This window comes from Mycobacterium sp., assembly GCF_035633495.1.
Taxonomy (GTDB): domain Bacteria; phylum Actinomycetota; class Actinomycetes; order Mycobacteriales; family Mycobacteriaceae; genus Mycobacterium.
Genome location: NZ_DASQEU010000127.1, coordinates 1 through 16,112, shown reverse-complemented (window position 1 = coordinate 16,112; position 16,112 = coordinate 1). Strand labels below are relative to the sequence as shown.

At 67.0% G+C, this 16,112-nt stretch carries 14 protein-coding genes and 1 pseudogene; 4 read left to right on the top strand and 11 right to left on the bottom strand.

The genetic code is table 11. From position 1 onward, the window contains the following. Positions 1-303: 303 nt before the first annotated feature. Positions 304-1,218 carry an EamA family transporter gene (locus VET27_RS19345; protein ID WP_526521033.1) on the bottom strand — a complete coding sequence of 305 codons (915 nt, stop codon included), beginning with the start codon at positions 1,216-1,218 and terminating at the stop codon, positions 304-306. Next, complete coding sequence (locus VET27_RS19340; protein ID WP_526521031.1) at positions 1,215-2,240, bottom strand: LLM class flavin-dependent oxidoreductase; 1,026 nt, start codon at positions 2,238-2,240, stop codon at positions 1,215-1,217. Before VET27_RS19340 ends, VET27_RS19345 begins: the two co-directional genes overlap by 4 nt. Before the next feature lie 26 nt (positions 2,241-2,266). On the opposite strand from VET27_RS19340, the gene VET27_RS19335 reads away from it, so the two are divergent. Then, the gene (locus VET27_RS19335; protein ID WP_526521029.1) at positions 2,267-2,788 is read left to right on the top strand and encodes an SRPBCC family protein; all 522 of its coding nucleotides are present in this window, start codon (positions 2,267-2,269) and stop codon (positions 2,786-2,788) included. A gap of 94 nt (positions 2,789-2,882) precedes the next feature. Here VET27_RS19335 and VET27_RS19330 read toward each other — a convergent pair whose 3' ends face one another. From VET27_RS19330 to VET27_RS19320, 3 genes and pseudogenes are all read right to left on the bottom strand, one after another. Then, positions 2,883-3,644 (bottom strand): SDR family NAD(P)-dependent oxidoreductase, encoded by a 762-nt coding sequence (locus tag VET27_RS19330; protein ID WP_526521027.1) that lies wholly within the window; start codon positions 3,642-3,644, stop codon positions 2,883-2,885. Positions 3,645-3,687: 43 nt separating this feature from the next. Beyond that, complete coding sequence (locus VET27_RS19325) at positions 3,688-4,926, bottom strand: glycosyltransferase 87 family protein (protein ID WP_526521025.1); 1,239 nt, start codon at positions 4,924-4,926, stop codon at positions 3,688-3,690. A 53-nt stretch (positions 4,927-4,979) separates the two neighbouring features. After that, a pseudogene (locus tag VET27_RS19320) lies at positions 4,980-6,355 on the bottom strand (FAD-dependent oxidoreductase); the annotation flags it as partial. Positions 6,356-6,399: 44 nt separating this feature from the next. Here VET27_RS19320 and VET27_RS19315 point away from each other — a divergent pair. Continuing rightward, positions 6,400-6,627 carry a hypothetical protein gene (locus VET27_RS19315; protein ID WP_526521023.1) on the top strand — a complete coding sequence of 76 codons (228 nt, stop codon included), beginning with the start codon at positions 6,400-6,402 and terminating at the stop codon, positions 6,625-6,627. 663 nt (positions 6,628-7,290) lie between these two features. Next, positions 7,291-7,485 carry an alpha/beta fold hydrolase gene (locus VET27_RS19310; protein ID WP_526521021.1) on the top strand — a complete coding sequence of 65 codons (195 nt, stop codon included), beginning with the start codon at positions 7,291-7,293 and terminating at the stop codon, positions 7,483-7,485. Positions 7,486-7,488: 3 nt separating this feature from the next. Here VET27_RS19310 and VET27_RS19305 read toward each other — a convergent pair whose 3' ends face one another. The 6 genes from VET27_RS19305 to VET27_RS19280 form a co-directional block, all read right to left on the bottom strand. Then, a complete protein-coding gene (locus tag VET27_RS19305; protein ID WP_526521019.1) occupies positions 7,489-8,769 on the bottom strand; it encodes a serine hydrolase domain-containing protein in 1,281 nt (426 codons plus the stop codon). A gap of 473 nt (positions 8,770-9,242) precedes the next feature. Beyond that, positions 9,243-10,070: an alpha/beta fold hydrolase gene (locus VET27_RS19300; protein WP_526521017.1), complete on the bottom strand. Its 828-nt coding sequence runs from the start codon at positions 10,068-10,070 to the stop codon at positions 9,243-9,245. Continuing rightward, on the bottom strand, positions 10,063-10,665 hold the full coding sequence (locus VET27_RS19295) for a TetR/AcrR family transcriptional regulator (RefSeq protein ID WP_526521014.1): 603 nt from the start codon (positions 10,663-10,665) through the stop codon (positions 10,063-10,065). Before VET27_RS19295 ends, VET27_RS19300 begins: the two co-directional genes overlap by 8 nt. 1 nt (position 10,666) lies before the next feature. Further along, complete coding sequence (locus VET27_RS19290; protein ID WP_526521012.1) at positions 10,667-12,460, bottom strand: N-acyl-D-amino-acid deacylase family protein; 1,794 nt, start codon at positions 12,458-12,460, stop codon at positions 10,667-10,669. A 116-nt stretch (positions 12,461-12,576) separates the two neighbouring features. Beyond that, positions 12,577-13,773, bottom strand: a complete 1,197-nt coding sequence (locus VET27_RS19285; protein ID WP_526521010.1) for a fatty acid desaturase family protein — start codon at positions 13,771-13,773, stop codon at positions 12,577-12,579. A gap of 20 nt (positions 13,774-13,793) precedes the next feature. Further along, positions 13,794-14,885: a ferredoxin reductase gene (locus VET27_RS19280; RefSeq protein WP_526521008.1), complete on the bottom strand. Its 1,092-nt coding sequence runs from the start codon at positions 14,883-14,885 to the stop codon at positions 13,794-13,796. An 85-nt stretch (positions 14,886-14,970) separates the two neighbouring features. Between VET27_RS19280 and VET27_RS19275 the strand changes: the two genes are divergently transcribed. Then, on the top strand, positions 14,971-16,112 hold a 1,142-nt coding region (locus VET27_RS19275), incomplete at its 3' end, for a PucR family transcriptional regulator (RefSeq protein ID WP_526521006.1).

Genomic DNA, 16,112 nt, shown 5'->3' with positions numbered 1-16,112 from the left:
TCTATAAGTGGAACTTTCACCCAGACCTCATCGACAGCGCGGGGCCCACGGCTACCTGTCGAAAACCCTGCCCGCACGTGAGCTGGTAGCTGCCTTGGAAGCCGTGCACGCCGGTGAGACGGTTGTCAGCGATGCCCCGCAGCGAGCCCGCAGCGCCGTCGGACTCGACTGGCCGGGTCGGGGCGAGGGGCTCAGTGACCGCGAGTCCGAGATTCTGGCCCTCATCACGCAGGGCAAGAACAATGCGAAAGATCGGAGCGGGCAGTCGAACCCAGGCCGTGCTCTGGGGCGTGAAGCACGGCTTCACGCCGGATCATCACCGAATCGGACACTGGAAGGGCGGTCCCTGAGCGGGCGTCGGGCAGAGCGCACGGCCCCCGCGCTGGCCAACGTGACGAGCGTGATGGCGAGGCAATCGATCAGCCTGAGCCGTTGGTCGAGGACTGCCCACCCGGCGAGTACCGCGACGACGGGGGACACGCACGTCAGCACCGCGAAGGTTCCCGGGTCGAGAGTGCGCAGGGACCACAGTTCCAACGAATACGGAATCACCGAGCTCATCAGGCCCACGGCGATCGCCAAGGCCGCAACGTGCCAGTGCAGCGCGGCAGCGCCGTCGATGGTGACGGCCGCGAAGGGAGCCACCAGAACAGCGCCGATCGCGGAGGCGATCGCCAGGGCATCGAGCCTCGGAAACGTCTGCACGGCGCGAGAAGTCGCCACGATGTAGCTTGCCCAACTCAGGGCTGCCGCTGCGGCGAAGGCCACGCCGAGCCAATCGAGGTCACCCGTCTGCTTCGGCGTCAAGCCGAGTGCGGCGATCCCGGTGAAGGCGAGAAGCGCCCACATCCAAGCGATCCGGCGTCGGCTCAACGCGACGGAGAGGACCAGCGGGCCGAGGACCTCGATCGTCACCGCAATCCCAAGCGGGATGCGTGAGATCGCTTCGTAGAAGCAGAGATTCATCGCGGCAAGCGAGATCGCTAGGGCAGCGGCCGCACCCCAGGCTCGACGGGTGAGACGACGGACCCGCGGGCGGACGGCGACACAGAGCACTGTGCCGGCCACGGCGAATCGGGCGAACGTCGCCCCGCCTGCGCCGAGTGCGCCGAACAGTCCTACGGCGAACGCGGCCCCGACCTCCTGGGAGGTGGCGGCGCCCACGACCAGCAGAGCCGGACCGGTGGACGTGCCGCGGCGGCGCCGAAGTGCCGTCACTGGTCCGCGACGATGGCGACGAGCCGTTCCAGCGCCGTCAACTGTGCGCCGTAGTCCCCGTCGAGTTTGGCGAGGAGAGTGGTGATTCCGACTTCCTGGTACCGACCGACCCGGTCGGCGATCGCATCGTCGGTGCCGAGCAGGTTGGTGAGTCGACCCAGGTCGATGGGCACCGCCTGTCGGGCCTCCTCACGCCTGCCGGCCTTCCAGAGTTGGGTGACCGTGCGCACCCCGTCGCCGTATCCGAGTCGGGTGAAGGCGTCGCTATAGAAATTTCGCCCGCCTGCCCCCATCGCTCCGATCGTGAACGCGTACCCCTCGGCGTGTCTGCGGGCGGCGGCCCGGCCCTCTTCTCGGCTGTCGGTGAACTCGACCGCGACGGGGGCGACGAGATCGAGGTCGGCTAGCGTGCGGCCTGCGCTTTCGGCGCCCCCGCGCAGCGGGCCCAGGAACACGTCGGCGGCCTCGGGGATGATCGCGTTGCCCAACCAGCCGTCCGCCGCTTCGCCGGTGAGGCGCAGGTTCTGCGGACCCATCGCCGCGTTGTAGACCGGGACGTGGTCTGGACGCACCAGCGGTCGCAGGACACTACCGTCGCTGTCCGGCAGCGGAAGCGGATAGACCTCGCCGACGTGCTCGAGGCGCTCACCGCGGCTGACGGTCCGAATGATCTCGATCGTCTCGCGCGTGGTCTGCACGGGGTGCCGGAATCTGACCCCGTGCCAGCCCTCCATGACGCCGGGCCCGGAGGTACCGACGCCCAACATGACCCTGCCTCCGGACAGCTCCTGCAGGCTCAGTGCCGACGTCGCCAGGAGTGCGGGACTGCGGGAACCGAGTTGCACCACAAAGGTTCCCAGCCCGATGTCCGTCGTCTTCGCGGCGAGGAACGCGAGTCCGGTGAGCGCGTCGTACCCCCACACCTCGGGGACCCACAGCGAGGCCACGCCCATGCTCTCCGCCGCAACGGCGAACTCCGGGGCACCGGGTGCGCGCGGTTCGATGAGGGCTCCGACCTTCACTGTCACTCCCGGGTTCGTTTCCGCCGATGCGTCCCCTGCACTATGGCAGGCTGCCCAGCATGCGCTACCGCGACCAGCCGACGATCGAAGTGACGCAGCGGGTCAAGTGCGACTTGCCCACCGCCTGGAAGCTGGTCACCGACATCGGGCTGCCGGCGCGGTGCTCGTCGGAGTTGCAGAGCGTGGAGTGGCTCGGCGATGCCGACGCCGTGAAGGTGGGCGCGCGTTTTCGTGGTTTCAATGAAAATGCCTCGATGGGCTGCTGGCAGACCGAGTGCGAGATCGTCGAGGTCGACGAGGGGCGCCGCTGGGTGTGGAACGTCGTCGGGAGGGAGGGGCCCGCCGCAACGTGGGCGTTCGAGGTCGAGCCCACCAGCGACGGCGTGCTCATCCGGCAGTGGGCCCGGATGGGTCCTGGGCCGTCCGGGCTCACCCCTGCGATCGCCGCCAGGCCGGAGCTGGAGGGCAGGATCATCGCGCGACGTCTGACCGAATGGCAGAAGAACATGCAGACCAACCTGGATTGCATCCGCGACCAGTTCGCGTAGGTGGCGGCTGCTGCCGCTCGCCGACTCTGCGGCGATGGCACGAGAGTGCGAGTGGCGATCGCCGTGGGCGCAGAGTCGGATGGTCTGCACTGCGCTAGGTGATCGTGACGCCGCCATCGACGGCGATGGTCTGGCCGGTGACGTACCCGGCGGCGGGGGAGGCCAGCCACACCAGGGTCGCGGCGAGCTCGGCGGGATCGCCCACGCGCGCCAGGACGAACCGACTGCTCAGTGACTCGAGATACCCGGGCGTGTACTGGTCGGTCATCTCGGACTTGAAGAATCCCGGCGCGATCGCATTGACGCGGATGCCCTTGCGAGACCCCCACTGCTGGGCCAGATCTCGCGTCAGCCCCACGATCGCGGCCTTGCTCGCACTGTAGGCGGCCTGCGGCAGTCCGGCGGTCGTCAGCCCGAGGATGCTCGAGATGTTGACGATCGAACTGCCGGGCGTCATGACCCGGGCGCAGGCCTGCGCGGCCCAGTACGAACCGTGCAGATTGATGTCGACGACGGCACGGAACTCGTCGGGAGTCTCGCGGGTCGCGGGCACGGCCGTTCCCACGCCCGCGTTGTTGACCAGGACGTCGACGTGACCGAACTCGTCCATGGCCTGCTCGACCATCGCCTGGCACTGGTCGGGGTCGGTGACGTCGGTTCGGACGGTCAGCGCCCGCCTGCCCGCCGATGTCACCAGTTCAGCCGTCTCGGCGAGCTTTTCGATACGCCGGGCGGCGAGGACCACGTCGGCCCCGGCCTGCGCGCACGCCTGGGCGAACGCCACGCCCAGACCGGACGAGGCGCCGGTGACGATGGCGACCTTGCCGTCGAGACGGAACATGTCCATCACACTCATGATTGTTTTCTACCCTCTCGCGGTCGGTGCCGGCGCCCGGGTGTCAGATCGGTCGGTTCCTGCGCTGCGTCAGTGCGAGGGTCGCGCACCCGACGACGGCGAAGAGTGCGGGATGGCCGACGACGAGGAGGAACTTCTCCAGCTTCGTCATCTCGGCCACCGCGGCGCCGATCGCCGCGGCGTAGGTCCCATGGCGGGCTTCGAGGCCACTCGCCGCTCGATACACCCACGCGGTGAACCACATGAACACCAGCAGGTACACCGCCGCGGTGGCCGCCGCCCACGTCTCGCGAACGTGCCCGGAGGTGCGAGCGACGCGATCGAGCATGATCGCCAACAGCGGTACGCTCCACACCCAGTGATGTCCCCATGCCAACGGCGGCACCATGCAGGAGAGCAGGCCGGTGATCGTGATGGCCAGTAGCCGATGTCCGCTGCGCTCGGCCCGCTGGGCCGCAAGGAAACCAAGGGCACAGGCGAGCACTACGAAGACGAGCCACCACCCGGCTGGCATCGGGCCGGGTGCGGCGAGGGTGGCCAGGACGCCGCCGATGGAGTAATTGCCGACGTGGGCCAGCGGACCGACTCGATCGGTCTGGACGACGGCGTGCAACCAGTAGGCGGTTGAATCTGCGGGCAGGGTCAACCAACCCAGCACTACGGTGAGTGCGGCGGCCCCACCCGCGGTGGCCGCGGCCCGCCATTGCCTCGTGAGCAGCAGGTACGGGACGAACACGATGGCGGTCAGCTTCATCCCGGACGCGACCCCAACGGACCAGCCGCGCAAGCGGGAACCGTCCGGTCGGGTGAGGTCCCAGACGACGAGCCCCATGAGGACCACGTTGACCTGGCCCTGCCACAGGGTGCCCCGCACGGCCTGGACGTCGAGCGCCACGAACCCCAGCGCCACACTGAGCAGCGCAAGCCGTCGGTCCGGCCGCCAGCCGAGCGTCGTGGCGCAACGCCAGATCGTCGCGACCAGCGCGGTGAACGACACCAGCATCCACAGCGCCTTGGCCACGCCGAAGGTCAGGATGGCCAGGGGGACGAAGGTGATCGCTGCGAAGGGCGGGTAGGTGAACCAGCCGCCCGGCGGGATCTTCGCGGCGTAGAGCGGCTCGCCGTGCAGCACCTGGAGTCCACCGTGACGGTAGATGTCCAAATCCCCACCGTTGGTGAACAGCCCCATGTGGGCGTCCGCGCCGAACGGCACCAGGACGTGCTGGGCGAGCAGCGCCACCCCCGCCGCCACGTAGCCGACGCCGACGATCGTCCACGACACGCTTCGGCGGCTGTCCGGATGAATGATGGGCCCGCCTTTCAGCACCTGCTCGTCTAGGTGCTGAACAGTGTGACGGGCAGCGCGTCGCAGAGCGCGCCGACGTCCCTGCCCGCCTGCATGACCGTTCGGTCGGGCCGGACGATCGCGGCGGTGGCGCGGCCGCGACGCAGCCACCGAGACAGCTCGGTTCCCGGCGACGTGACGTGGAGGACGGCACCGCGCCGCTCGATCAGGGCGCGCTCGACGGGGCTGGGGACACTCGTCGTGATGACCGCGAACCGTCGCCGAGCTCGGCGTCGAGCCGCGCGTCGCCCGACACGAGCGGGTTGGGGCACAGTCTGCCCGCCAGATTCCACGGCGTTCTGGACTTGTGGACGAGTGCCGTCCGCCGCAGCGCCGGGGTCTCGCTGTCGAGGACCTTGGCGCTCAGGCCGGGTAACCGTCGCAGCTGCGGTACGACGAATCGGCGGATCAGATTGCCGAGCTCGCCGCCGGCCGTCATCGACCGCCCGATGCCGAGGGCGAATCGGATCATGTGCAGCGCGTGTGGCTTTCGCTCCTGTTGGTAGGAGTCGAGCACCACGGTGGGCAGCGATTCGTGGAGCACGCCCGCCAGTTTCCAGGCCAGGTTCATCGCATCGCGAACACCGGCCCCCATGCCCTGTCCGATGAAGGGCGGAGTGAGATGGGCGGCGTCGCCGAGCAGGAAGACTCTGCCTCGACGCCAGTGGTCGGCGAGTTGCGCTCGGAAGGTGTACTCGGCGACGCGCACCAGTTCGAGCTCGTCGGCGCCGACGCCGTCGACCCACGGTTGGATCAGCGGCCGGAGGGTGTCGAAGTCGGCGGACGTCTCGCCGTCGAGCAGGCGGAACTCCCACCGGTAGCGGGTCGCGCCGATGCGCATGTACGTCCCGGCACGGACCGGGTCGCAGACCTGATGGACGCCCTCCCACTGGGCGAGGTCGGCCGACGTTGCGACGTCGACCACCAGCCAGCGTCGTTCGAACCCGAGATCCGTCATGCGGGAACCGATTCGAGAGCGCGCGATGCTGTTGGCACCGTCGCAGCCGAGCACGTAATCGGCGGTGACGACGTGCTCACCGCCGCCGGTCCGGTCGACGTAGGTGACGCGGACGCGGCCGTCACCGTCCTGGGCTACCTCCGTCACCTGGACGTCGCCGCGCAACTCGGCGTGCGGGTATCGCTTCAGTTTGCTGCGCAGCAGCGCTTCGAGGTCGGGGTGGTCGAACATGTTGGCCTGGGGAAACCCGTTGCGGCTCAAACCGGTATCGCGGGTGAACTCGGCCAGCGTGTTCATGGAGGAGTCGAGCAATCGGAGTCCGAGTGCGGGACGGGAGATCGCGGCGAACTCGTCGGCGATGCCCAACCGGGCCAGTACGCGGCAGATCTCGTCGTCCAGGTGCATGGCTACCTTCACGCCGAGTTGTCGTACCCCATCGGCAGAATCGGCCCATGACCGACGAATGCAATACCACGGGAAGCGATTCTCACCCCGAAGACGACGACTGGTCGATCGATTTCGAAAGGAGGATCATCACCGTCACCGACGAGAACCGAACCTCAGAGAGCGTCCTTGCCGAAGCGAGCGCCGTACTGGAGATCGCCCGCATGAGCCGCGGGCTTCCGCCGATGGACGACTTCGACGACCAGAACGAGTGGACCGTCCTCCGTCCGAGCTGAATTCAGATCAGCCAGAATCGCTGAGGCGACGTCCGCCGGGGCGGACCACTCATAATGCACAACCACGGGGGACCCTCGAGCCGCCTGGAGGCCGAGCTGTTCGATTCGGCCGTGAAGGCCCATGGGCTGCGATTCGTGTGCGCGGACCGGCCGGGCATGGGAGGGCCCGATCGTCAGCCGGACCGCACCTTCGAGTCCTGGGCTACGACCTCCTGCTGCTGGCCGACTCCTCGGGTGCAGGCCAGTTCGCGGTCACCGGCTGGTCCGAGGGCGGACCCTGGGCGCTGGCGCTGCGTACCTGGACCCCGCGCGCCTCGTCCACGTCGCGTGCATCGCCGGCGGCAAGGACGGGACGTTTGGCGCGAACTGGGCTGCGAAGTATCTGAGTAGCGTGGACGCGCTAGGTGGCCGCCTGGCGCTGCACTTCCACCCTGGCTTCAAGCTCATGTACGAGATACTCGGCATGAGCGCCAAGCACTTTGGGGATCGCTAATGCGGACGCGATCGTGAAGTCAGCGAGTGCCGCAGATGGAGGTGCTGGCCGACGAGGAGGTCTTGACGTCGTTTCTGGTGGCAAGTCAGGAGTGCTGACGACAGGGCGCAGACGGGCTCGTCGTTGACGCCACGATGCTCTACCAGGCGTGGCCCTTCGACATGACTACGGTGACGCGTCCGGTTCACTTCTGGCAGGGTGACGCGGACACCCTGGTGCCCGAGGTCATCAACAAGATGGTGGCCGACAAGCCCCCCGGGGCCATCTGGCACCCGGTCACCGGTGGTGGCCATTTCATCGCCGTCAGTCACGCGAACGAAATTCTCGCACTCGCAGCGAACGACCTTGCACCAGAGATGAACTGACACCTACCTGGTGGTCGTCGGAGTCGGCGGAGGCACCAGCGACAAGCCCGTATAGATCTCGTCGAGAATTTCGGGCAGCATGGCTTGCGCCGTCGTCTTACCATCCGGCGAGAGCGTGAGATTCGTCCAAATAACTAGCGCAACATCGTTGTCTGGGTCGTAGCCCATGAACGAGTTAAAACCTGGAAGTTCACCGCCGTGGTAGTACATGGCGGCGTTCGGGCCGAAGCGCTGATACGAGATCCCATATCCGTACTTCTGCCCGTCGGGTGCGTCGGGGTCCTCAGCTTGGATACTCGTCAACCACTGTTGGTGGTAGTCGGCATCGAAGACCCTCCCCAAGACGAGTGCCTTCATCCACGTGGCCAGGTCGTCGGCCGTGGAGATCGCGCCCCCAGCGGCGGTGGCGTAGGAGGAGTTCTGGTTGGTGTAGTCGATCGGTTTCAACGTTCCGGCCCGTGCGGCGGCCTGCAGGTCGGCGGGATACGGATCGTCGGCCAGTGCGTAATAGCTGCCGCCGTACATGTAGCCGTGCGCGTAGGGAGCCGGGATGGCGGTGTCGTCGGGGGCGGGCAGCAACGTTTGCGTGAGGCCGATCGGACCGAACAGGCGGTCCTGGAACTGCTGGGCCAACGGACGTCCGCCGGCCTTCTCCGCGATGAGACCGAGCAGTGCATAGTTGGTGTTGCTGTACTCGTAGGAGGCGTCGGGTGCGAACTGCGGCGCGTGCCGGAATGCGATGTCCAACACCTCCTGCGGTGTCCACGCCTTCTTCGGGTCGGCATCCATGGCGGCCGAAAGCGCGGGGTCTGCCGTGTAGCCGTAGAGGCCACTGCGCATCTTCAAGAGCTCTGCGATCGTGATGGCCTCCCCATTGGGCACGTTCGGGACGTACGCCGACACCGGATCGCTGAACTTCAGTTTGCCGTCCTGAGCGAGCAGCACGATCAGCGCGGCAGTCATGGTCTTTGTGTTCGAGGCGATGCGGAAATGAGTGTTCGCTTGCGGTGGTGTCTGCGCGGCCAGATCGGTCGTGCCGACCGCTGCGTCGAACCTTCCCTGTGGAGTGCGCAGGACGACCATCGCCCCGGGAACCATCAGTTTGTCAGCGGCGCCGTCGACCAACGCTTGAAACTTCTTGGGATCAATCGTCTTCAGCGCGGAGTCCCTCGGCGCTGAGCTGGTCGAGGTCGTCATAGCCGAGGATGCGATCGTCGGCTCGGCCGGAGACGAGCAGCCCGCGATCAATACCGCCATGGACGCCGCGAGCCCAGCGGCACGCATGGAACCCACTCTGCGGTAACGCGCCTTGGAAAGGATCACAGTCTCCACCACCGCCTCAGCTTTGGGCTTCGCGTACCGCGAGAGCGGGGGTATTCGTTGGCCGACGTGGCTCGCGTAGCCGAACCCTAGACCGTTTCTCCGGCCAAGATCAGCGTTCGACTGATTGAGCGTCGCGGCGTCAATCAGGCTCACTGAGCCGAGGTCCGCCCTGACAGTCGTCCTCTTCAGGCACCTCTACTGCGCCCAGGGGTTTACCACGGCCACGCCGGTCGGTTCGAAATCGGCAAAGTTACGAGTCGCAACCAACAGCCCATGTTCGAGCGCGGTCGCTGCGATGTAGGCATCACGCTCCGGCCTCGTAGAAGGCACGGGCAATCGCGCCGACCGGCGGGCGACTCCGAGGTCCATCACACTCTAGACGCAACATTTCGTAACACTGAATCTACATTCTGAACAGTTCGTGAACGACGCCCTCAGCCCTTGATGCGGTCGACGATCAGGTTGTGCAGCAGTTCTGGCTGTTCCTCGGGGATCCAGTGCGAACCGTCGGTGATCTCGAACCGGTAGGGACCCGTCACGAAGCGGGCGCACAGCGTCGCCCCGCGCCTGCTGAGCGCAGTGTCATCGCTACTCCACACGTATGTCGTTGGCGCAGAAACCTTTCGGGCGTACTTGGGGCTCGCGAACGGCATCGCGCGGTACCAGTTGATGCTCGGTGTCAACGCGCCACTGTCGATGATGTCCGTCTGGACCTGCGCAATCTGCTCCGCCGTCATTCCGGTGCCACCAAGCATCCGGTTGACCAGGCGGGGGTAGCGACAGAAGAACTCGGGCAGCCAGGGAAGCTGAAACAGCCCGATGTAATAGGAGCGCAGAAGCTGGCTGCTGATGAGCATCGAACCGAGAAAGGCCGACGGGTGCGGCACCGAGACCGCCGTCAGCGTCCGGACGAGTCCCGGGTAACGAGCCGCCGTGGACCACGCGACACCGGCACCCCAGTCGTGGCCGACCAGGTGCACCGGCGCTCCCGTCGCGTCGATGAGCGCCGCCACGTCGGAGACCAGAGCGCTCATTCGGTAGGCGCGGCGACCACGTGGACGGGCAGTGGGCGTATACCCGCGCTGATCGAAGGCGAGCGTGCGGAAGCCGCTGTCGTGGAGGCGCTCGGAGACCGGACCCCACGACTTCGACGTCTGCGGAAACCCGTGCAGCAGCACGACGATCTCGCCGTCGATCGGTCCCTCGTCGGTGACGGGGAAGGTGTAGCCGCCGTTCGCGAACTCCTGAATGCGGTCAGTCATCGGTCATCGATTGCCGTGGGGAGACCAGCGCCAGGAGCAACGGTATGCGCCCTGCCTCGATCTCGGGATGCGGAAGCACGGTGCGCATGATGGCTTCGCCGTCGAAGGCGTTGATCAGCAGGGCCACGACGCCGGTCAGCGTCTCCTCGGGATACTGATCGGCGGTCGGCAGTGCGCGGGCCGTGTCGAAGATCCGCGTGCTGTACTCCTTGAGGACGTCCTGCAAAGTGCCCCTGAGCTTTTCGTCGGTGCGTGCGGCGATGAGAAGCTCGTACATCACCACGTTGGTGTCGTTGCCGGTGATGTCCCGCATGGTGTTGAGGACGCCTTCGAGGGCTGGCTGGCCGGGTGGTATCTCGGCGACCTGCTTGCCGAAGGCGTCGAGCTGGCGGCGCATCACCTCGTAGGCCGTCGCCGCCATGAAGTCGCCCATGGTGTCGAAGTGCCGGAACAGCGCACCGCCGGACAGCCCCGCGCGACGCGTGATCACCGCCGCCGATGCCCGTGCATACCCGACGTCGACGATCGTGGCGATGCACGCGTCGAGAAGTCGCGCGACGGTCTCCTCGCGACGCTCCTGCTGGGTTCTTGCCACGTCAGACGTTCACGGCGACGTCGGCGGTCGGTCGCGTGGCGCCCGAGGCGCGCAGGAATCTGCCGGACTTCGTGGTCTGCCCGTAGCCCTCGCGGAATTCGCCACGGCGGTAGACCACGTGTCCATTGACGGCCGTGGCCACGACGGCGGCGTCGTTGCGGTTGACCATGCGGCTCAGACCGCCATAGAACGGGACCGCTTCTTCGTGGTAGCCGTCCACGGCGTCGTCGAGACCGGCCGGGTCGATCACGACGAAGTCGGCACGGTCGCCCGCGCGGAGCGTGCCTGCATCCAGGCCGAACCAATCGGCGACCTCGGCGGTGAGTCGATGAACCGCGTGCTCGAGGGTGATGAAGGGACGGCCGGCGCGTTGGGCGACGAGGGCGCGCTTGAGTAGTCGGAGCGCGTAGTTGTAGAAGGCCATGTTGCGCAGATGGGCGCCCGCGTCCGAGAAGCCCATGTGGACCGTCGGTTCGGTCGCAAGCTTGTCGAGCTGGCGGCGGCGGTGGTTGGCGACGGTCGTCGTCCATCGGACGTTGCGTTCGCCGTTCTCGACGAGGACGTCGAGGAACGCGTCCAACGGGTGCAGGCCGCGCTCGTCGGCGATGTTCCCGAAACTCTTGCCGACCAATTTCTCGTCGGGGCACTCGACGATCACCGCGTCGTGGAAGTCGCGGTGCCACAGCGTCGGACCGAGCTTGCGGCGGTCGAACTCGCGCCGGAACTCCCGGCGGTACTCGGTGTCCGACAGGAGTTCGTTGCGCTCCAACTGGTCGCGCAGGTGCAGCGCGGCGGTACCGGCGCCGAACTCCTCGAACACCGGCAGGTCGATGCCGTCGGAGTACAACTCGAACGGCACGGGGAGGTGCTGGAACCGGACGCTGGCGCCGAGCAGGCGGTTCAGCAGACGGGTGCCGCGGCCGAAGACGCCAACGGCGCCGGGCGCCGCCTTGGAATCCGCCGAGACCAGCAGGCTCATTCGCACCCCGTCGCGGCGGCCCAGCAGCCGGCTGCTCGACAGGAAGAACAGCAGTGCCGTCCACGGTCGCGCGACGTCGGGCGCACTTTGCAGCATCCGACGGCGTTTGCGAAGCACCGCAATGAGTTTGCGCCGTTCGTGCCAGGTGGCGAAGGTCGACGGCAGGCCACGGGACCGGTAGCGATCACCGTCGAGCTTGTCGATCGCCGAGTCCATGCCGGACATGCCGAGCAGGCCTGCGTCGAGCGCCTCGTCCAGCTTGGCGGCCATCGCGTTCAGTTCGGCGGGCGTCGGCCTGACGGTGTCGTCGGTCGCGCGGCCGAGGCCGAGCACCGACGTGCGCAGATCCGAATGCCCCAGCAGTGAACCGACATTCGGGCCGAGCGGCAGGGCGTCGAGGGCGTCGGCGTACTCGGCGGCGGTCGTCCAGGTCTTCTTCTCGTTGAGCGCACCGAGGACGAACTCGCGAGGTACGGCCTCGACCCGACTGAACAGGTCGGCGGCGTCCTCGTTGTTCGCGTACACGGCCGACAACGAGCAGTTGCCGAGCAGGACGGTCGTGACGCCGTGCCGAACCGACTCGCGCAGTCCCGGATCGAGCAGCACCTCGGCGTCGTAGTGGGTGTGCACGTCGATGAAGCCGGGCACGATCCACTTGCCGTCGGCGTCGATGACGTCGGGACATCCGGATTCGTCGAGCGGCTCGGCGGAGACCGACGCCACCACGCCGTCGCGAATCCCCAGCGTTCTTATTAGGGGCGGGGCGCCGGTGCCGTCGAACCACAGGCCGTTGCGGACGATCACGTCGTAGGGCATGGCCCGACGCTACACAAGATTGCGAGTGCTTACAATCTTTTTTGACTGGCAATGCGATTTCGGCGTGTTCAGTCGCGCTGTCCGCAACCGAGCACGCCGAAATCGCTCAGGTAGAGCTAGGCGGCGGCCTCGTCGTGGACATCGGCGGGCGCGGGCTTGCCGAACACCGCGTGTGTGACGACGGCCGGCGCGATCGCCGCGGTGGCCTTGCGGGCGAAGTCGTTGGGCTTGAAGTTATTCGGCACGGAGAGCTTGAAGACCTTCTTCCATGCCGACGCCACCTGCTTGGGCAGCGATCCGCACGTGTAGGTCAGGCCATAGCGCTCGAACAGCTCCTGCACCTTGGGGGCGATCTCCGCATAGCGGTTGCTGGGCAGGTCGGGGAACAGGTGGTGCTCGATCTGGAACGACAGATTGCCGGACATGAAGTGCATCAGGGGACTTCCCGAGATGTTGGCCGAACCCAGCATCTGGCGCAGATACCACTCACCGCGGGTCTCGCCGTCGATCGAGTGCTTCTCGAAGGTCTGTACGCCCTCGGGAAAGTGGCCGCACATGATGACCGAGTGCGTCCACAGATTGCGCACCAGGTTTGCCGTGACGTTCGCGGTGAAGGTCGTGACAGCCGACGGGCCCGACAGCAGCGGGTGCAGTAGGTAGTCGCGGGTCGCATGCTTGCGCACCTTCGCGAGCACCTTCATGGCCTGGTCGCGAAACTCGTCCTTGTCTGTGCGGCCCTTGAGGTACTTGCCGATCTCGAGGTCGTACGCCGCGATGCCGTACTGGAACATGCAGGCGTTGATGAAGTTCCACAGGGGCTGGGCGAGGTAGAAGGGCATCCACTTCTGGTTCTCGTCGACCCGCATGATGCCGTAGCCCAAGTCGTGATCCTTGCCGCGGACGTTGGTATAGGTATGGTGCACCTCGTTGTGCGAGTGCTTCCACATGTCCGCGGGCGAGGCGTTGTCCCACTCCCAGGTGGTCGAGTGAATCTTGGAGTCGCGCATCCAATCCCACTGGCCGTGCATCACGTTGTGGCCGATCTCCATGTTCTCGACGATCTTCGAGATCGACAGTCCGATGGTGCCTGCGATCCAGGCCGGTGGGAACAGCGAGAACAGCAGTACCCCACGACTGGTGAGTTCGAGCTTGCGTTGCCCGTCGATGACCTTGCGGATGTAGGCGGCGTCGCGCTCACCGCGACTGGCGATGATCTGCTCGCGGATGGCGTCGAGTTCGCGGCCGAGGTTCTCGATGTCTTCGGCGGTGAGGTGGGCGGTCGGGTCGGTCTGGGTGTGTTGTGCAGTGGTCATGTCGGATCTCCTTCTAGGATTTAAAGATCGATGTCGCATGAACCCGCGGCGGCAGAGACGCAGGTCTGGATCTGGACGTTGTCGCCGGCGGAGGCCGTGGTGACGTCGCCGGTGCGCAGGTCGCGCACGGCGCCCTGGCGCAGCGGGACGACGCAGCCGAAGCAGATGCCCATCCGGCAGCCTGACGGCATCAGCACGCCTGCGGCCTCGCCGGCGTCGAGCAGCGTCTCGGCGCCGCCCGCGTCGACGACGGTTTCGGACTTCGAGAAGCTGACCTCGCCACCGTCGCCAGCGGTGATGATGGTGGGACGGAAGCGTTCGGTGTGTAGGCGATCGGCGGTGCCGTCGGCCGCCCAGCGGGATTCGAGTGCGTCGAGCATGCCGGCGGGACCGCACGCCCAGGTCTGCCGTTCGGCGAGATCGTCGACAAGGTCGTCGAGTGCGGCGACGTCGAGCATGCCGTCGGTGTCGGTGTGCTTCTCCACCAACCGGATTCGGCCCTGGCGCGCAAGCATGCGAAGTTCGCCACCGAAGATGACGTCGTCCGCGGTGGGCGCAGAGTGCACGACGATGACGTCCGCGCTCGCGTCAGTCATGTTGCGCAGCATCCCCATCACGGGCGTCACGCCGCTGCCCGCGGTGAGGAACAGGATCTTGGACGGTGCCTGGGGTCCGAGCGTGAATTCGCCTGCAGCCTGGTCGAGTTGGACGATGGTTCCCACGGTGGCACGACGCACCAGGTGGTTGCTGACCTTGCCGTCCAGGATGGCCTTCACCGTGATGGCGATGCAGCCGTCGAGCCGGGACGTCTCCGAGGTCAGCGAGTACGCCCGCCACTGGCGGACACCGTCGACGTCGACCCCGACGCGGACGTACTGGCCGGGGGTGTGACCCCGCCAGCCGCGGCCGGGCTTGATGACGACGGACACGGCGTCGCGGGTCTCGGGGTGGAGGGCGACGATGCGACCGCGGAGGTCGGCGCTCGACCGCAGAGGGTCGATGACGTCGAGGTAGTCGGCGGGGACCAGTGGGGTGGTCACCCGCTCGGCGAACTTCCTGACGCGCTCCCGCAGCGCGCCGACGGCGGTCGGGCGGGGTGCTGTCATTGTCATGAGTTCAGCTTGGCTGAGGTGAAGGTATAAAGTCTTGACCATCGAGCGTGAATGTTCATCATCAATTTGTTCGTGAGGAATAGTTTTGTCAGAGGCTGAACTCCGCTTCAGCGGGCTCGACCTGCCTGCCGAGGTCGTCGCCGAGTTGCAGGCGATATTGCCCAGGATGGCCGAGCGCACGGTGACCGCGGTGACGGTCGAGGTGCCCAGCTACACGGATGCCTTCAGCGGCCGCATGGGCCAGACCATCGAGAATGCGGTGCAGATGGCGCTCGGTGCCTTCCTGCGACTGGCCGTCCGGTCGCATGACTCCGATCCGACCGCGACGCTGTCGCCTGCGCTGGATGGGGCCTACGAGTTGGGTCGCGGCGAGGCCCGTCAAGGTCGCACGATGGACGCGCTGCTCTCGGCTTACCGCGTCGGCGCCCGCGTCGCCTGGCGTGAGTTGTCGTCCACCGCCGTCGCCGCGGGCCTGCCTGCGGAGACGGTCGCCCGATTCGCCGAGCTGGTGTTCGCGTTCATCGACGAACTCTCGGCGTCCAGCGTCGCCGGACACGCCGATGAACTGGCGACCACCGGACGGGTCCGGCAGCGCTTACTCGAGAGGCTGGCCAAGCAACTCCTTGCCGGCGAGCCCGCCGAGACCTTGCGGGCCAGCGCCGAGAAGGCGGACTGGCACCCACCGGAGACCTTGACGGCGGTCGTGGTCGCCGAGGCACAAACCCGAGGTTTGGCAGCGCGATTCGGGCAGTCGACGCTGCAACTGAGTGAGGATCTGCCTGGCGTCGAAGCCGCGGAGTCGTTGGCGGTACTGCTGGTGCCCGACCTGGACGGCCGGCACCGCGGTCAGCTGCGGTCGGCGCTGCAGGGCCGGCGGGCGTTGGTGGGGCCTGCGCGGCCGTGGACGCTGGTCCAGTCGTCGTACCGGCGCGCCCTGCGGGCGCGGGATCTGACGGTCGACGATGAGGTCGTCGACACCGACGAGCACCTCGTCGAACTGGTCCTGACCGCCGACCGCGAAGCCGTCGACGATCTGCGCCGCCTCGCCCTTGCGCCGTTGGCGGACCTGCGGCCCAACACCGCAGTGCGGCTGGCCGAGACGCTCAGATCGTGGCTCCTGCACCAGGGCCAGCGCGATGCCGTCGCCGCTGATCTGTTCGTGCACGCGCAGACGGTGCGCTACCGCATGACCCAGCTGCGCGAGCTATACGGAGACCGGCTCAACGA